This is a genomic window from Pseudomonas sp. TH49, assembly GCF_016650625.1.
GTDB lineage: Bacteria > Pseudomonadota > Gammaproteobacteria > Pseudomonadales > Pseudomonadaceae > Aquipseudomonas > Aquipseudomonas fluorescens_H.
This window is the reverse complement of sequence record NZ_JAEKFL010000002.1, coordinates 1,808,516-1,824,271: the sequence shown is the minus strand read 5'-3', so window position 1 is coordinate 1,824,271 and position 15,756 is coordinate 1,808,516. Positions and strand designations below refer to the sequence as shown.

The window sequence follows — 15,756 nt, the reverse complement described above, 5'->3', positions numbered from 1 at the left end:
CGTGTGCGTGGCGCGGGAGAGCTGTTGTTGCGAACAAACAATCCCATTCCGACCTCCTGTCGCTCCCCGGGTGGAGAGTGAATTTTGTTAAACGCTGTCGATGCCTTCGACCCCAGGCTCGGCCACTCTGGCGGGTGCGGTTTCACGTAAACAGGTCGCGACCAGCAACCCGACCACCACCGCGCCGAGTGCCAGATACATCGTGTTTTCGATCCCGTGATTCTGTGCGATATAACCCGCGATTGCCGGCGCGACACCGCCGCCAAAAATCTCACCAATGCCCACCACCAACCCGGTAGCGGTAGACGTCAGCGCGGCCGGCACCGATTCACTGGTGAGTGGCCCGACCGTCATGCAGATCATGCTGAAGTTGAAGAAAATCGTCAGAAACAGTAGCGCGAACAACTTGACCGGCTCGGCACCAGTGCCCATCAGCAACCAAAGAAAGGCGCCGGTGGCGACGAACGAAATGAGCACCACCGGTTTACGGCCGATGCGGTCTGACACGGCAGGCATGATCAACTGCCCAAGAAAACCACCGAGGCCGATCGCCGACATCACGAAGCCCATCTGCTGCACTTGCAGGTGCAAGTAATCCATCAGGTAGTTGGGCATCATTACGCTGATGACGAACAGGCAAGTGAGCATGCAAAACATGCCGACGATGTTCAGCCACACATTGCGAAAGCGCAGGGCATCCAGCCAGCCCGGATGATCGGCGGCTGTGCGGCTTTCGACGGAGTGCGGCGTCACGGCGCGGGTTTCCCGCAGGTAGCGGTACATCGCCAGGGCCAGCAGGAAGCCGGGCAACGACACAATCAAAAACACCCAGCGCCAGGACGGCACTACCTGCAGTAACTGGGTGGCGAGAATTGGCGCGAGGCCCAGACCCAGGATCGGAAAAAACGCCTGCTGGATGCCGATGTTCATGCCGCGCCGGGCAGGGTGTGATGACTCTGCCGTGGCCGCCAGTGCCGTGGGCGTGAAGGCGCCTTCGGAGATGCCCATGATTGCGCGAATCAGCATCAGCCCGCCGATTCCGCTTGCCAGGCCGGAAAGCCCTGCGAGTAACGAGAACACCAGAACGGCCGGGATCAGGACTTTGCGCCGGCCGATTCGATCGGACAGCCGGCCCATGAAAATCGAGGAAAAGCCCCAGGCCAGCCCCAGGACCGCGGTCACATTGCCGAGGTCCTGATAATCCAGGCCGAGGTCTTTCATCATCACTGGGAACAGCGGGAGGATGATGAACCGATCCAGGCCCACCAGGCCGAAACCCAGTGCCAGCAAGGCCACCGCTTTAAACTCGTAGCGAACATCCCACGCATGCTTATTGTTGTTCATGGTTGTTACTCGGATGAAGTTAATGGAGGCAGCCGCATCAGCAACCCGGCTGCCAGAGGCTTAGAAATAAACCAATGCTTCAACCAGCCCGGTCAACTGCGTGCGGTCGCGACCGGCGCCAAACGGGTAATCGTCGGCATTGCCATCGAACACGTCGTAACGCACTTCAGGACGCAGCGAGATGTACTTGTTCAGGTCGTAACGCAAGCCGGCGGTGACGGCATTGAAGTTTCCGCGGGCTGTGGAGACGGGCAGCAGGATGAAACCGTCAGGGTCGGCAAAATGCTCGGCGCGTACGGAGTACGAAAGGTCAGGTCGTTGTTGGTAAGTGAGCACGGCGTTAGCGCCCCACCAATGAGCACCATCGAAACCGGGACCGTTGATGATGTCGATAGTGCTGGCTTTGCCGTCCCCTGCCTGATGGCCGTAGACCACTTCGGCACCCATCGACCAGTTCGAGTCGAAGCGGTGCCAGCCGTTGAGCGAATGCTGCTGTTTGAATTGACCGTCTGGCGAGACCAAACGCGACGTCGGCGCCTGCACATCGCTGAAACTGTCGTTCTGTTCATCACCGAGTATGAATTCGTAGTCGATCCATGTCTGCATATCGGCAGTGCGCCAACGCACGGCACCCACCAGCGACTTGCCGTCGTTGTTGTCGCGCAGGTTGTCCCAGCCCTGCACAACGCCCAGTTCCACACCGAGAATCCCTGCGTCGCCGTTGTACAGGCGCGTGCCGAGCTGGACGCCGCCGACCGTTCCCGGCTCGCTGACGAAGGCGTAGGTCTTGCTGGCAAACGGGTTGCGCGCGGCACGGATGTTCGGCGGGATTTCATAGCCGAGCGCCGGGCCGAAGACGCCGGCCATGGCCGTGATGCCGGGGCCGTAAGGCAAGTAAGCCGTCGCGGCGATATTGGGAACGGCGAGGAATTTCTGTTTGTCCCGCTTAGCCTTCGCGGGGTCGTCGTCGCCCGGCGAGTTGACATCCCAATGCATATCCCAACCGTAGGTACGGGCGAATTGCGCATTGCGGCCGTAGTTTATTTCGAAGGTGAAACCGAAGGACGCCTCGGTGGGTGTCGGGCCGGGCAGGGGGGTGATACGCGGGATCATGTCACCCTTGAGTGCCTTGTCGACGAACAGGTGCAGGCTGCCCCATTCCAGGCCTTCATCGGAGAACCCGACCAGCGGCAAATTGCTCAAGCCCTCCTGACGCTCTGCCTGGGTCGAGCGGTTGTTGCGCGTGTAGGCGACGTCAAACAGACCGGAAACTGTGATTCCATAGTCCTTTTCCAGCGTGTCACCGAACATGCTGCGAAACAGTGAGCCTTCGCCCGTTTCAGGGCTTTCGGCGGCGTGTGTGTTGAGCGTTGCGAAGGCGGCCAGAACCGCACCAAGCGTTTTCACCTTGATGTTGTGCATTGTCTGTCTCTTGTTTTTGTTGTCAGTGTTTTAAACGGGGGGGGGGGGCGTCCATGCCCCTGGGTGTTCGATGTCAGGCACGGCAGGCTTTTGCGTCATTGACGACGGGACTGGCACTGGCGTTCTGTTGCAACTGTTGGCGCAGGGAACTGAGCAATTTCGGCAGTGCCGACAGTTCTGCCACTCCGCCATAGCAGTAGTAGTCCGGGCGCACGACGAGTGCCTTGAGCCCGGCTTCAGCCATGAACCGCAAGTACTTGCCGGACACATCTCGGTAAATACCCTTGGCATTGTCGGCAAGGGCGGCCAGTCTCACGACCTTGAGCCCGTACTCGCTGATGAACGCCAGCAGTTGCGGATCGAGCTGGGCCAGAGGGTCTTCGTCGCCTCTGACAAGCAAGTGGAAACCGCGCTCGATGACATCGTCGTAGCGGCCGACCTGGCCACCGATTTCAATCGAACCGTGTACCCCGAGAATGCCGCGCAATTGGCCGTCCTCCTGCAATAGCCCATCGGTCAAACCCGGGAACGGAGGCAGCGGTGCAACGTTGCCGCTCAAATACGCCGCATCACGCTCGGCGGCTTTCACCGGGTCCGATACGCACACCACTTTGCCCATGGCCATCGAGGCTTCGATCACCGCGCGGATCTGCGGCTTGCGCTCCAGGGTGTAGCTGTCCAGCAGGGTGTTGTCGGCCAGGCCCCGCAGCAGCAGGTCCAGGCGCCAGGACAGATTCCATGCATCGCGAATGCCCGAGCACATGCCCTGGCCCATGAACGGCGGCATCACGTGGGCCGCGTCGCCGGCCAGCATCATCCGGCCGCTGTGCCAGTTCGAGGCAATGCGCGAACGGAACTGGTAGACCGCGTGGCGCACCAGATCGGCGGTGTCTGGCGTGACCCAGCGCGACAGCAGCGACCAGACCTTGTCGGTGTCTTGCAGGTCTTCGATGGTTTCGTGCGGTAGGCGCATGAATTCCCAGCGGCGGTACCCAGGGCCACCGGGCACCATGGTGGTTGGGCGCTCGGGGTTGCACCATTGGCCGATGTCCGGCACGTCCAGTTGCACGCCAGGTTTTGGCTGCAGGTCGACCACCAGCCAGTCTTCCTGGAAGCCCAAATCTTGCCATTCAATGCCTAGGGACTGGCGCACGAAGCTGTTGGCACCATCGGCACCGATCAGGTAGCGAGCGCGCACGCTTTGCTGTTCTTCGCAAAGGGAAAATTTGCTGTCCTCGCGAATCACCCGGTTGAGCACCATGTCGCAGCCGTTCGCGTCCTGCTTGAGCGCAGTGGCTTCCCATCCTTGATGAATCTGCACGTTGCCGATGCTCTTGGCCTTGCGGTCCAATGCGGCTTCCAGCGAGGGCTGGTTGAACAGGTAGCCGAACGGCCCGTCGCTGATGGATTCAGCCGACCAGTCGATCTCCACCAACACTTTCCAGTCGGCGTTGAACCACTGATAGCGCGCCGACGGCTGGGAGATTTTTGCCAACTCTTCGCCGAGCCCCATGGACAGGAAAATACGGCGGATTTCATGGTCGTAGAACACCGCGCGCGGCAGTGGATAAAGCGCCGGCCAGCGTTCGAATACGGCGACCGAATAACCCATCTGACCCAACAGAATGGCCAGGGTCTGGCCGACAGGACCGTAACCGGCGATGGCGACATCGACTGTGGTTTGCTGATTCATGACTGTGCCTCGTGTACTGCGCAATGATTTCCGGACATGGCCGGGCCCGTCGCGCGCGTCAGTGGACTCGCGCGATGCAGGAAGTCAGTTTGATAAGAGGGGAAGGGGCTCAGGACGGTGTCGGAGTGTCCGCTTCAGTATTGAAAATGAAGTTGTCCGGCACGTTCGGTCCCCATAGGTACAGGGAGTTTTCCGGTGGAAAATCGCCGGCGGGCCATTCGACGCCCGGGTCGATGTAGTCGATGTCGGCCGAGTATTCGCAGAACGAACCCCACGGATCCTGCACGTAATGGAAGTAGTTGGAACCCAGGCAATGCCGACCGGTGCCCCAGCCTTTTGTGTGCCCGGCAGCGGCCATCTGCGAAGCGCCCGCGCCGACTTCATTGATGTTATCGACTTCCCAGGCCGCGTGGTGCCAGCCTTTTGCGCTGCTCTTGGCGAAGGCCACCAGATGATGATCGCAGCCGTGCGGCGCGTGGCTGAAGGCGATGATGTCCAACGATTTGTCGGAAAGCTTCAGGCCCAGCGCTTGTTCGTAAAAGTGCAGGGCGCCAAGGACGTCCGGAGTGAACAGCAGGACATGGGACAGGCGACGCGGACGGACGAGGGCCTGTCCATCGCGCGTGGTTGCACCACGATTATTGGCCGGGGTGCTGCGGTTAAGGTGGGCAGTCTTCTGGTCGGGCATGGTTTTTTCACCAACCTTGACTTGCAACAGGTTGCCATCGGGGTCGCGGAACCAGATGCCGCCGCAAGGATGATCTTCAAAATGCCCGCCGGCGGTTTCGATCTGCTGGCGTAGCGCCGGGAAATCCTGCTCGTAGCAATTGAAGCTCAGGTAGGCCATGGATTTGGCGACGGCGGGCAGGATTTTCGCCCACACATGCCCATCTGCAGCCCGCAGCAAGAGCTGGTCCGGTTGACGTTCGACATCGAGACCGAAGCTTTCAAAGAATTGGTAGGCTTCGTCCAGCGATGGGACGTTCAGTGCGTAGTGATCGATTGAATGCACACCATGGGACGCGCTCATGATTGCCTCCATTTTCAATTATTGTAGTTATTGTACGCAGGGCTGTCGGGTGGCCCTGCGCAAGAGTTGAATCAGTGTAATCAGGCTTCGTCGACCACCGGGTTGACCAGCTTGCCGATACCCTCGATGGACACTTCCACCACGTCTCCGGCCTTCAGGTACACCTTCGGATTCATGCCGAAACCGACGCCAGCCGGGGTGCCGCTGACGATCACGTCGCCGGCTTCCAGGGTCACCGCTTCGCTCAGGGTAGAAATAATGGTGGCTACGTCGAACAGCATGTCGTCGGTGTTGGCCGATTGCACGACCTTGCCATTGACCCGGGTTTCCAGCAGCAAACCCTTGCCGCCTGCCGGCAGTTCATCGGCTGTCACCAGCACCGGACCGAATGCACCGGTGTCGTCGAAGTTCTTGCCGACGGTCCACTGTGGCGAAATGAACTGGTACTCGCGCACCGAGCCTTCGTTGAACAATGCGTAGCCCGCCACATGGCTCAGCGCATCTTCCTTGCTGATGTGCCGACCGCCGCTTTTCAACACCACGGCCATTTCACCCTCGTAGTCGAGGCTGTCGGATACCCGGGGACGAATCAGCGGTTGGTTGTGGGCGGTCAGGCTGGAGTTCCAGCGCGGAAACAGCGTTGGGTAATCAGGCTGGGCGTACGGCGATTCTTTGGTGTGGTCGGCGTAGTTCAGACCCACGCAAACGATCTTGGTCGGACGCGCCATCAACGGCAGGTAGGCGTCTTCGGCAATCTCGACCAGCGCACCGCTGGCTTCGGCGCCGAGGGTGGTCAGGTCCACGCCACGAGCCAACAGGGACTCAAGCGACTCGGTACCCAGAACGCGAACACCTTCGGCAGTAACGACACCCAGGACAGGTTGGCCTTGATTGAGGAAACGAACGTAGCGCATGACGGTTTCTCTTGTTGGAGTGGAAAGGGCCGGGGTGATGGGCAGCCGACCGCGTAGTCACTAAGCTAGAACCAATAAAATATATCGTCAACAAAAAATATATTTTTTTATGAATGTGAGAAATTTTTCTGACTGTGTATGATTCATCGGGACGAAAGGCGTAAAGGTGTCGACTTTGAATTCCCCACAGATCAGCTGGCAATCCGCAGACGTCGCGGAAAAACGCACCATGGCCTCGCAGCTTGAGGCCAGGATTCGCCAAGACATCATCAACGGGCAGCTGGCACCCGGCATGCGCTTACGGCTCAAGGAACTGGCCGATGCCTACGACGTCGGTGTCATTCCCCTGCGCGAAGCCTTGTCGCGACTTGCCAGCAGTGGATTCGTCTCGGCGGCGGACCAAAAGGGCTTTAGTGTCGGGCGAATTTCCGCAGCAGAAATCTCTGACATCACTGCTGCCCGCCTGCACATCGAATGCAAGGCCCTGGCCGATTCCATTCGTCTTGGGGACGTGGAGTGGGAGAGTCGGGTGCTGGCCGCGCATCACCGGCTTGATCGCCTCACCATCGTCGAAGGCCCGGAACGGGTGCTGAAGCCGGAATGGGAAAACGCCCACGAACTGTTCCATCAAGCGCTGATTTCAAGCTGCAACTCGCCAACACTTTTGCGCTTATGTGCGTCTTTGCGCGATCAGACGGCGCGCTACCGCTTCCTGTCGATGCATTACAAGGAGAGCAGTCAACGGGACGTTCCCCATGAACATCGACAACTGATGGATGCGGCACTGTCGAAGGATATCGACAAGGCGTGTGAGCTGTTGTCGAGTCATTATCAGACCACCACCGATTCGGTGCTCAAGCACGCGTTGCTGCTGTAGTGATCGGACTCAATGATTGATTGGGCTTTGTCCTAGCTCGTGAGTGCTTATTGATGCCGAGCATTATTGTTAAAGCCGTCTACTGGCCCTGATCAACTCGTAAGCCCTACGTACCAGTGGATTGATCGTGTTCGGGCGAATCCATAAGTTATAAGTTACGTCCGGCAATCGCGGTAATCCGTCGTTCTCGCCTAACACTCGCATGTCGGGTCCTAGCATTTCCATGCTCCGCGGCGTCACCCCCAGACCTGCGCGAGTGGCGGCCTTTATACCGATCAAATTCGACGCCAGATAGGCTTGGCGCCAGGGAATTTTTGCGCGCTCTAGGGCATCCAATGCATAGCGTCGATAGATACTCGGTTCATCCACGAGAATAAGCGGAAGTGGTTCACTGGGGGTATGTATGTACTGCGCCGAACAGATCCACCAAACCGGCGAAGTCCGCAGCGCAAAACCTTCAAGGCTTGAATCTTCACGCGTGGAAATCACCATGTCGACCTTACCCCGGTGCAGATCCTCCATAAGGAACGGGCTACGCCCAACATCAATTTCCAGACGCAAACGCGGCGCCGAACGGGCTATGTGACTGAGGATCGGCGGGAGAATGGTGTCCGCGATGTCATGGGGGGAGCCGATCCGCAACACTCCGCTCAGGCTGCTTTCTCGCAAGGAGCTGATTGCATCGTCGTTTAGCGAGAGCATTTGCCTGGCATGCCGTAGCAGTTGCAGGCCTGGTTCGGTCAGATGTTTTTGGCGACCTCGCTTCTCGAACAGACTCACGCCAACTTGTTGTTCCAGTCTTTGCATATGCTGAGTAACAGAAGCTTGCGTTCGCGAAAGCTGTGCGCCGGCTTCTGCAAAACTGTGGTGGTCGACCACGGCAATGAAGGTGCGAAGCAATTCAAGATCGAGGGTCGACATGGCCGATTCCGGAAAAGGATTTTCATATCAGCAGTGTAAACATAAATATAAAGTATCGTTATGTTTTTGCATTGCCCGATCTAGAATGCCCCAATAAACACGCGTTGATGTCTGAGTTAATGGAAAATCACAGCGTTAAAGTTATAACGATATTAGATCTTTGCATTTCCGTCGGACCAACCCTGCACCTAGGATACGCCCTCGTCAGATCGGAAGATCCGATCATTTAAGGGGGAAGTAAATGTCGCTCAAGCAGGTATCTGTCAAACGGGTATTGCCTTTAATGCTAGGCACTCTGATTGCCTTGGCCGGTGCTGGTGCTAAGGCTGACGCCACACTGGACAAGATTGAGCAAAGGCACCTGCTTGTGGTTGGGGTACTGCTGTCGGGAGGACCGTTTGGTGGAATTGATCCTTCCACTCAAAAGCCGTGGGGGCTGAACGTGGATCTGGCTGAGGAGCTGGGTCGGCAATTGGGGGCAGATGTGCAACTAGTCCCGGTGTTACCCGCAAACCGCGTGCAGTTTTTGCAGCAGGGCAAGGTCGATCTGCTCATTGCCAACATGGAGTGGACGGCTGAACGTGGCGAGATACTCGGATTTGTTCCAACGCCGTTTTATCGGGTCGGAGGTACCGCCGCAGTACTCAGGGACAGCAAGATCACCCGCTGGGAAGACCTGAAAGATCAACAAGTCTGCACTTCCCAAGGCAGCAGTTACGTGAAGCCGCTTACCGATCTAGGCGCCAAATTGAAGGCCTTCAAGAGTTCTTCCGAATCGTTGCTGGCGCTGCGCGGTAATAACTGTGTCGCAGCAGTGCATGACGCCACACTGGTCAATCCTCTGATCAATGATAGTGCCGAATGGAAGGACTACCGGACCATCACTCCGGAGCTTAACCCCGCGCCCTCGGTGATTTGGACCCGTCGCGGGGAAAGTGACACCCAGGCGAAGCTTGACCCGATCGTCAAGCAATTGCACCGCAGCGGCTGGCTGATTGAAGCCCAGACCCGCAACCACATCACTCCTGCGTCACCGGCACTTGTCGAGCTTCAGAAGCAATTTCAAGCCGATGGCGCTTGAGTTGATGAACTCTTACTGCAATAGAGCGTGCCATGCATTACTGGCTTGAGAGTTTTGTCCATTGGACCGCCGGGTTAGGCCTGAACTACAGCTTTTTGCTGGACGCCTATCAACTCGGCACCTTGGAACAGGGCGCGCTGACGACGGTATTGCTGTGCCTGTTCACCATCGTCGGCAGTTTGCTCGCCGGGGTCGGATTGGCGGCGATGCTGACGTCCGGCAAGCCATGGCTGGCGAAACTGGCGCGGGTCTTCGTTGAAGTCACCCGCAACACGCCGACGCTGGTGCAGCTTTATTGCGCGTTCCTCGTTCTCAACATGCTGCTGACGCAGGCCGTCGGCGCGGCGAACCCGCTGACGCCGTTTGCCTGGGTAGTGATCGTGATTTCGCTGCACAAAGGCGCGTTCCATGCCGAGGCCTTGCGCGCCGGCATCGAAGCCGTGCCGGCAGTGACGCTGGAGGCGGCCAGTTCGCTGGCGTTCAGCGCTCGTCAGTTGCTGTGGAATGTGCAACTGCCGTTGGCCCTGCGCTTCGCGCTGCCGTCGCTGATCAACAACCTGATTGACCTGGTGAAGATGACCGCCGTGGCCTCGGCGATTGCCGTCGGCGACATCACCTACGCGTCGATCATGATCTGGACCCAGAGCGATAACGTGCTGGAGCTGATGATCCTGATCCTGAGCTTTTTCGGTCTGCTGAGTTTTATCGTCAATTGTGTGGGGCGCTACCTCGAAGCGCGCCTGAGGATGCCCGGCTATGGCCATTGAATCGTCCGTGACTGCGCCGGTGGCCTGGCCGCGGCGGCATGTCGGCAAGCTGCTGTTGCTGCTCGGTGTCGGGTTCTGGCTGCTGTGGTTCGCCCCGCAAAGCCCGGTGCTGAAGGCGCTGCTGCAATGGTCGCCGGCCCTGGCGGTGGGCTTTGGCCAGAACATTCTGATCAGTCTGGTCGCCATCGCGCTGGGTTCGGTGCTGGGGTTGTTGGTGGGGGCGCTGGCGTTGTCGCCGCTGCGTCTGCTGCGCTTGCCGGCACGGATCTGGGTGCAGATTTTCCGTAACGCGCCGTGGCTGGTGCTGATTTATTTCACCACCTACGTGTTTCCGTTCGAGATCAAGATCGGCAGCGCCTTTATCTCGTTTCCGGACTGGGTCAAGGTGACGATCGGCCTGGCGTTGCCGGCGAGTGCCAACGTCGCGGAAATCTTCCGTGGCGCCATCGCTTCTATCCCGAGCACGCAGTGGGAAGCGGCGCGATCGCTGGCGTTCACCCGCGGGCAGATTTTCCGTTCGATCATCCTGCCACAGTGCTTAAAGCGCATGTTGCCGCCGTGGATGAACCTCTACGCGGTGATCACCATGGGCACGGCGCTGGCCTCTCTGGTAGGCGTGCATGACGTGATCGACACCGCGCAGATCGCCAGCAACACCGTGAACATGACCGGCTTCACCTTGGTGATTTACCTGAGCCTGCTGGTGCTGTTCTTCGCCTATTGCTACCCGATTTCCCGTCTCACCCAACGCCTGGAGCGACGTTATGCCTTCTACTGAAACCGTCGCCGAGCCTCTGGTCAGCCTGCGCGATCTGCACCTGTCGTTCGCCAGCAATCCGGTGCTCAAAGGCATCGACCTTGACGTGCATCGCGGCCAGGCGGTGTCGATCATCGGCCCGTCCGGTTCCGGCAAATCGACCATTTTGCGTTGCATCACCGGGCTGCTGCAGCCGCAGCGCGGAACCGTCCGCGTCGGCGCCACCGAGGTCCATAACCTCGCGCAGGAAGTCCAGCGCATCGAGTTGCGCAAGCGTGTGGGGTTTGTGTTCCAGCAGTACAACCTGTTCCCGCATTTGTCGGTGCTGGAGAACCTGGTGATTGCGCCGCGCAAGGTGTTGGGCCGCAGCCTCGCCGATGCCGAAAAAGACGCACGGGCCTTGCTGGCGAAAGTGCGTATGGAGCACAAGGCCGATGCCAATCCGGGACAGTTGTCCGGTGGTCAGCAACAGCGCGTGGCGATTGCCCGGGCGCTGGCGATGCGCCCGGAACTGATCCTGTTCGATGAAGTGACCTCGGCCCTTGACCCGGAAACCGTCGGCGAAGTGCTGACGGTGATTCGCGAGCTGACCGAGGAGGGCATGACCTGCGTGCTGGTCACCCACGAGATGCGCTTCGCCGAAGAAATCAGCGACATCGTCTACTTCACCGAAAACGGCGTGATCGTCGAACACGGCAGCGCCGAACAGATTTTTCAACGCCCGACCAGTGAGCGCACCCAGGAATTCCTGCGCCATGCCTTGGGTGATCCGGGGCGCCGTCCCGCCGTTGCCGACGACCCATATCTGCTGACCAACCTGGGGCGCTACAGCCTGTCCGTATAACACCGAGGAGCCTGTTCATGAGTACCGAAAACCGTGCCGCCGTCATCGAGGATTTCCTGAAGAAAATCCGCGTCATCAATCAACGCGGCGTCGACCGCGCCGCCCTGGCGGACATCGTTGCCTTGCTCGAAACCCTGGCCGAGCGCCGTGACCTGTTCAATTTCGACGCGTTCCCGGCACCGGTGCCGGGGCAGGGCAGCACCGCGTTTCGCTACCGTCTGAATGACGACGGTGACACGCCGACGCTGTACTTGAACTCGTTGCTGCCGGGCAAAAGCACGATCGCGCACAACCACGAAACCTGGGCGATCATCAGTGCCGTCGAAGGCCAGGAAATCAACTACGTGTATGGCCGAGACGACGAGGGTCGCGAGCCCGGTTTCACCACGTTGCATCTGCAAAAAGAAGTGATCGTGCAACCCGGCACCTCCATCTCGTTTCTCGGCGAAGACCTGCACGGCATTCGCGTCGAAGGCGAGCAGGCGACCCTGCATTTCCATCTCTACGGCCTGCCGCTGGAATCCCTCAACGGCCGTTACGGTGTTGAGGCCGATGGGCGCATTCTCAATTACAACGCCTCGCAAATGGCGCCGTCGATCAAGGCTTACGCATGATCGATCTTTACTACTGGCCGACCGGCAACGGCTTGAAGATCGGCATCTTGCTCGAAGAACTCGAGGTGGATTACCGGGTGGTGCCGATCAACATCCGCGAAGGCGAACAGACGCAGGCGACGTTCAAGCGGATCAGCGCCAATGGGCGGATCCCGGCGATTGTCGACCATACGCCTGAGGGGCTGAACGAACCGCTGAACCTGTTCGAGTCCGGGGCCATCCTCAACTATTTGGCCGATAAGGCCGGGCGTTTTCTGCCCCCGGCCGGCAGCGTCGAGCGGCAGAAAGTCCAGGAGTGGCTGTTCTGGCAAGTGGGGCATATCACGCCGTACCTGAGCCAGTTGCAGGTATTCAAGGAGAAGGCGCCGCAACCGATCCCGTTCGCCCTCGACCTGCTGAATGCCGAAGCGACGCGGTTGTATCGGGTGCTGGAAACGCGTCTGTCCGAGGTGCCATTCGTGGCGGGCGAGTACTCCATCGCCGACATGGCGATCTTCCCGTGGATTCAGCCGCTGCGTCAGGGCCAGGACCTGGCGGACTTCCCGCACATTCACGCCTGGCGCGAACGCCTCAAGGCGCGTCCGGCGATTCAGCGGGCCTATGCGAAGGGCCGCGAAGTGGCGGCCAATGAGCGATCTCTCGCGCTTCAATAATTTCTTTTTTGCAAACGGGACTTCCATGAGCCAGACCGTAACCCCAGGGCAATTGCAGCAGTGGCTGTTCGACGGACAGGAAATCGCCCTGTTTGATGTGCGCGAGCACGGCCAGTATGGCGAGGCCCATCTGTTTTTCGGGGTGAATTTGCCCTACAGCCGACTGGAACTGGAGGTGCGGCGTCTGGCGCCGAACCCTCAGGTGCGGCTGGTGATCTATGACCAGAATGGTGGCGATGTCGCTGCACGCTCCGCTCAGCGCCTTCAGGCGTTGGATTACGACCACGTGCACGTTCTCGAGGGCGGTGCCGAGGGCTGGCAGGCTGCCGGTTATCAGCTATTCGCCGGTGTGCATGTGCCGTCCAAGGCCTTTGGCGAGTTGGTGGAAGAGGCCAGTCACACGCCGCACGTCACTGCGCAGCAGCTGGCCGACTGGCAATCCCGTGGCGAGCCGCTGGTGGTGCTGGACGGTCGGCCGTTCGATGAGTATCGCAAGATGACCATTCCCGGTTCGGTGTGCTGCCCGAACGGGGAACTGGGTTATCGCATCCATGATCTGGTGCCGGACGAAAACACGCCGATCGTGGTCAATTGCGCCGGGCGAACCCGCAGCATCATCGGCGCGCAAACACTGATCAACCTGGGTTTGAAGAACCCGATCTACGCCTTGGAGAACGGCACTCAGGGCTGGTATCTCGAAGATTTTCAGCTGGAACATGGCAGCAGCCGGCGTTATGCCGATGCCGTGTCGGTCGAACCTTTGGCCGTACAGCGTGTGGCCGCTACCCGACTGGCAGAGCGCGCAGGGGTGAAAACCGTTGCGGCCGGGCAAGTCGCGCAATGGGCCGATGAGGCCGGGCGCAGTCTGTTTCTGTGTGACGTGCGCACCGCCGAGGAGTTTGCCGCCGGCAGTCTTTCCGGTGCACAACACACGCCGGGCGGGCAGTTGATTCAATCCACCGATCTGTACGTCGGTGTGCGTCGGGCGCGGTTGGTGTTGATCGACAGCGACGGCGTGCGCGCACCGATTGTCGCCAGTTGGCTGCGGCAGTTGGGGCATGACGCCTATGTACTTGAAGGTGGCGTGAACAGCGGTCTGGCGTTGCCCGCAATCGAGGTTGACGCTGAAGAGTCGTTGCCATTGATCTCGCCGTTGGCGCTGGCCGATGCGTTGAAGGATAACGCCGTCGCGTTAGTCGATCTGCGCCCGAGCATGACCTTCCGCAAGGGCCATATTGCCGGCTCACGTTGGTCGATCCGTTCGTTGCTGGCGACGCACGTCGCCGATGAGCGCCGCCCTTTGGTGTTGCTGGCCGATGATCCATTGCTGGCCGCATACGCTGCGCAGGAATTGCCCGAACCCCAGCGTGCACACCTGCGACTGTTGGACGGCGGACTCGCGGCCTGGCATGCGGCGGGTTATACCGTGGAGGAAAGCCCGGGCACACCTGCCAATGATCAATGCATCGATTTCCTGTTCTTCACCCATGATCGCCACGCCGGCAACAAGGATGCGGCGCGGCAGTACCTGGCGTGGGAAATCGGTTTGCTGGCGCAGATGAGCGACGATGAGATTGCCAGTCTGAAACCCCTGCAATCTCAGCCTTCTCAGGACCCGCGAGTGCGTACTCGTCTGGTCCATTCCGGCCGCACCGAGCCAGGCACTGGCAGTCGCTCGGTCAACGTGCCGGTCACGCGTTTAAGCACCGTGCTGTTCGACAACCTCGCACAAATGCGTGAGGCACGCGCTCGTCGTGATAGCGAACGAGTGTTGAACTATGGCGCCCGCGGCAACCCGACGGCCTTCGCCCTCGAAGACTTGGTCACCGAGCTGGAAGGGGGGTATCGCACGCGCTTGTTCGGCACGGGCCTGGCAGCAGTCGCGCAGACCTTTCTGGCGTACCTGCGCCCCGGCGATCATGTGCTGATCACCGACGCGGTGTACGCACCGGTTCGGCGTCTGGCCCGAGAGTTTCTCGAACCCTTCGGCATCCACGTCAGCTATTTCGCCCCGGACGGCAGCGACTTGGAGGCGAAACTGCAAGCCAACACCAAAATGGTCTACACCGAAGTGCCGGGCTCCTTGCTGTACGAACTCTGCGACTTGCCGGCCATTGCGGCGCTGTGCAAATCGCGTGGCATCCTGCTAGCTGTCGACAACACCTGGGGCTCGGGTTACCTGTTCCGACCGCTCACCCTGGGTGCGGACATCTCGATCATGGCGCTGACCAAGTACCTGTGCGGCCACAGCGATGTGGTCATGGGCAGCGTCTGCACCCGCGAAGAGATCTGGCAACCACTGGCCTCCATAAGCGACACCTTTGGCATCACCGTCAGCCCAGACGACGCCTATCTGGTACTGCGCGGCGCAAGAACGCTGGCGCCGAGACTGGAGGTGCATGAGCGCCAGGCGCTGGAGGTCGCTCATTGGCTGCAAACGCAACCGCAGGTGAAGCGGGTTTTCCATCCGGCCTTGCCCGCTCACCCTGGCCACGCTCTGTGGCAACGGGACTTCAACGGCAGCAATGGCTTGTTGTCCTTTGAACTGGACGAGGCGGACGACGCTTATGTCGAGCGCTTTATCGATGGGCTGCAGCTGTTCGGGTTGGGCGCCTCATGGGGCGGCTACGAAAGCCTGATCACCGTGGCAGACACCAGCGACCGCCACAGTGCGGCGGATCGCTCATTGAATTCGGTGCTGCGCTTACACATCGGGCTCGAGGATGTCGACGCATTGATCGAAGATTTGGAGCGGGGATTTGCAGCATCGTCTCCTTCAGCGTATTGCATCGAGAGATAAGGAGTATCGAGTTTTTGAGGTGGCGGCTATATTAGCAAA

14 protein-coding genes are annotated in these 15,756 nt (G+C 59.6%); 8 read left to right on the top strand and 6 right to left on the bottom strand.

The window, feature by feature from the left end; genetic code table 11:
- Positions 1 to 87: 87 nt before the first annotated feature.
- From JFU48_RS25410 to JFU48_RS25390, 5 genes are all read right to left on the bottom strand, one after another.
- Positions 88 to 1,344 (bottom strand): MFS transporter, encoded by a 1,257-nt coding sequence (locus JFU48_RS25410; protein WP_201138068.1) that lies wholly within the window; start codon positions 1,342 to 1,344, stop codon positions 88 to 90.
- A 60-nt stretch (positions 1,345 to 1,404) separates the two neighbouring features.
- Positions 1,405 to 2,766, bottom strand: a complete 1,362-nt coding sequence (locus tag JFU48_RS25405; protein ID WP_201138067.1) for an outer membrane beta-barrel protein — start codon at positions 2,764 to 2,766, stop codon at positions 1,405 to 1,407.
- A 73-nt stretch (positions 2,767 to 2,839) separates the two neighbouring features.
- Positions 2,840 to 4,459 carry a bifunctional 3-(3-hydroxy-phenyl)propionate/3-hydroxycinnamic acid hydroxylase MhpA gene (mhpA, locus tag JFU48_RS25400; protein WP_201138066.1) on the bottom strand — a complete coding sequence of 540 codons (1,620 nt, stop codon included), beginning with the start codon at positions 4,457 to 4,459 and terminating at the stop codon, positions 2,840 to 2,842.
- Between the two features lie 109 nt (positions 4,460 to 4,568).
- Positions 4,569 to 5,489, bottom strand: coding sequence for a VOC family protein (locus tag JFU48_RS25395; RefSeq protein ID WP_201138065.1), 921 nt, complete (start codon positions 5,487 to 5,489; stop codon positions 4,569 to 4,571).
- Positions 5,490 to 5,569: 80 nt separating this feature from the next.
- Positions 5,570 to 6,403 carry a fumarylacetoacetate hydrolase family protein gene (locus JFU48_RS25390; RefSeq protein WP_201138064.1) on the bottom strand — a complete coding sequence of 278 codons (834 nt, stop codon included), beginning with the start codon at positions 6,401 to 6,403 and terminating at the stop codon, positions 5,570 to 5,572.
- Positions 6,404 to 6,578: 175 nt separating this feature from the next.
- Here JFU48_RS25390 and JFU48_RS25385 point away from each other — a divergent pair, with 175 nt between their 5' ends.
- On the top strand, positions 6,579 to 7,280 hold the full coding sequence (locus tag JFU48_RS25385) for a GntR family transcriptional regulator (RefSeq protein WP_242486714.1): 702 nt from the start codon (positions 6,579 to 6,581) through the stop codon (positions 7,278 to 7,280).
- A 69-nt stretch (positions 7,281 to 7,349) separates the two neighbouring features.
- Here JFU48_RS25385 and JFU48_RS25380 read toward each other — a convergent pair whose 3' ends face one another.
- Entirely contained in the window at positions 7,350 to 8,201 is an 852-nt protein-coding gene (locus tag JFU48_RS25380) for a LysR substrate-binding domain-containing protein (RefSeq protein WP_201138063.1), read from the bottom strand.
- A 241-nt stretch (positions 8,202 to 8,442) separates the two neighbouring features.
- Here JFU48_RS25380 and JFU48_RS25375 point away from each other — a divergent pair, with 241 nt between their 5' ends.
- From JFU48_RS25375 to metC, 7 genes are read left to right on the top strand one after another with little or no spacing between them, the layout of a single operon-like run.
- Complete coding sequence (locus JFU48_RS25375; RefSeq protein ID WP_201138062.1) at positions 8,443 to 9,282, top strand: transporter substrate-binding domain-containing protein; 840 nt, start codon at positions 8,443 to 8,445, stop codon at positions 9,280 to 9,282.
- A gap of 32 nt (positions 9,283 to 9,314) precedes the next feature.
- Entirely contained in the window at positions 9,315 to 10,049 is a 735-nt protein-coding gene (locus JFU48_RS25370) for an amino acid ABC transporter permease (protein WP_201138061.1), read from the top strand.
- Entirely contained in the window at positions 10,039 to 10,827 is a 789-nt protein-coding gene (locus tag JFU48_RS25365; protein ID WP_201138060.1) for an amino acid ABC transporter permease, read from the top strand. Before JFU48_RS25370 ends, JFU48_RS25365 begins: the two co-directional genes overlap by 11 nt.
- Positions 10,814 to 11,650 (top strand): amino acid ABC transporter ATP-binding protein, encoded by an 837-nt coding sequence (locus JFU48_RS25360; RefSeq protein ID WP_201138059.1) that lies wholly within the window; start codon positions 10,814 to 10,816, stop codon positions 11,648 to 11,650. The genes JFU48_RS25365 and JFU48_RS25360 overlap by 14 nt, the downstream gene beginning before the upstream one ends.
- Before the next feature lie 17 nt (positions 11,651 to 11,667).
- Positions 11,668 to 12,264, top strand: coding sequence for a cysteine dioxygenase family protein (locus JFU48_RS25355; protein WP_201138058.1), 597 nt, complete (start codon positions 11,668 to 11,670; stop codon positions 12,262 to 12,264).
- Positions 12,261 to 12,917 carry a glutathione binding-like protein gene (locus tag JFU48_RS25350; protein WP_201138057.1) on the top strand — a complete coding sequence of 219 codons (657 nt, stop codon included), beginning with the start codon at positions 12,261 to 12,263 and terminating at the stop codon, positions 12,915 to 12,917. The genes JFU48_RS25355 and JFU48_RS25350 overlap by 4 nt, the downstream gene beginning before the upstream one ends.
- 25 nt (positions 12,918 to 12,942) lie before the next feature.
- Positions 12,943 to 15,717, top strand: a complete 2,775-nt coding sequence (gene metC, locus JFU48_RS25345) for a cystathionine beta-lyase (RefSeq protein ID WP_201138056.1) — start codon at positions 12,943 to 12,945, stop codon at positions 15,715 to 15,717.
- Positions 15,718 to 15,756 lie beyond the last annotated feature (39 nt).

Coding starts and splice junctions, on each gene's coding strand:
- JFU48_RS25375 (WP_201138062.1), top strand. CDS start 8,443: ATGTCGCTCAAGCAGGTATCTGTCAAACGGGTATTGCCTTTAATGCTA.
- JFU48_RS25380 (WP_201138063.1), bottom strand. CDS start 8,201: ATGTCGACCCTCGATCTTGAATTGCTTCGCACCTTCATTGCCGTGGTC.
- metC (WP_201138056.1), top strand. CDS start 12,943: ATGAGCCAGACCGTAACCCCAGGGCAATTGCAGCAGTGGCTGTTCGAC.
- JFU48_RS25360 (WP_201138059.1), top strand. CDS start 10,814: ATGCCTTCTACTGAAACCGTCGCCGAGCCTCTGGTCAGCCTGCGCGAT.
- JFU48_RS25410 (WP_201138068.1), bottom strand. CDS start 1,344: ATGAACAACAATAAGCATGCGTGGGATGTTCGCTACGAGTTTAAAGCG.
- JFU48_RS25390 (WP_201138064.1), bottom strand. CDS start 6,403: ATGCGCTACGTTCGTTTCCTCAATCAAGGCCAACCTGTCCTGGGTGTC.
- mhpA (WP_201138066.1), bottom strand. CDS start 4,459: ATGAATCAGCAAACCACAGTCGATGTCGCCATCGCCGGTTACGGTCCT.
- JFU48_RS25370 (WP_201138061.1), top strand. CDS start 9,315: ATGCATTACTGGCTTGAGAGTTTTGTCCATTGGACCGCCGGGTTAGGC.
- JFU48_RS25395 (WP_201138065.1), bottom strand. CDS start 5,489: ATGAGCGCGTCCCATGGTGTGCATTCAATCGATCACTACGCACTGAAC.
- JFU48_RS25350 (WP_201138057.1), top strand. CDS start 12,261: ATGATCGATCTTTACTACTGGCCGACCGGCAACGGCTTGAAGATCGGC.
- JFU48_RS25355 (WP_201138058.1), top strand. CDS start 11,668: ATGAGTACCGAAAACCGTGCCGCCGTCATCGAGGATTTCCTGAAGAAA.
- JFU48_RS25405 (WP_201138067.1), bottom strand. CDS start 2,766: ATGCACAACATCAAGGTGAAAACGCTTGGTGCGGTTCTGGCCGCCTTC.
- JFU48_RS25365 (WP_201138060.1), top strand. CDS start 10,039: ATGGCCATTGAATCGTCCGTGACTGCGCCGGTGGCCTGGCCGCGGCGG.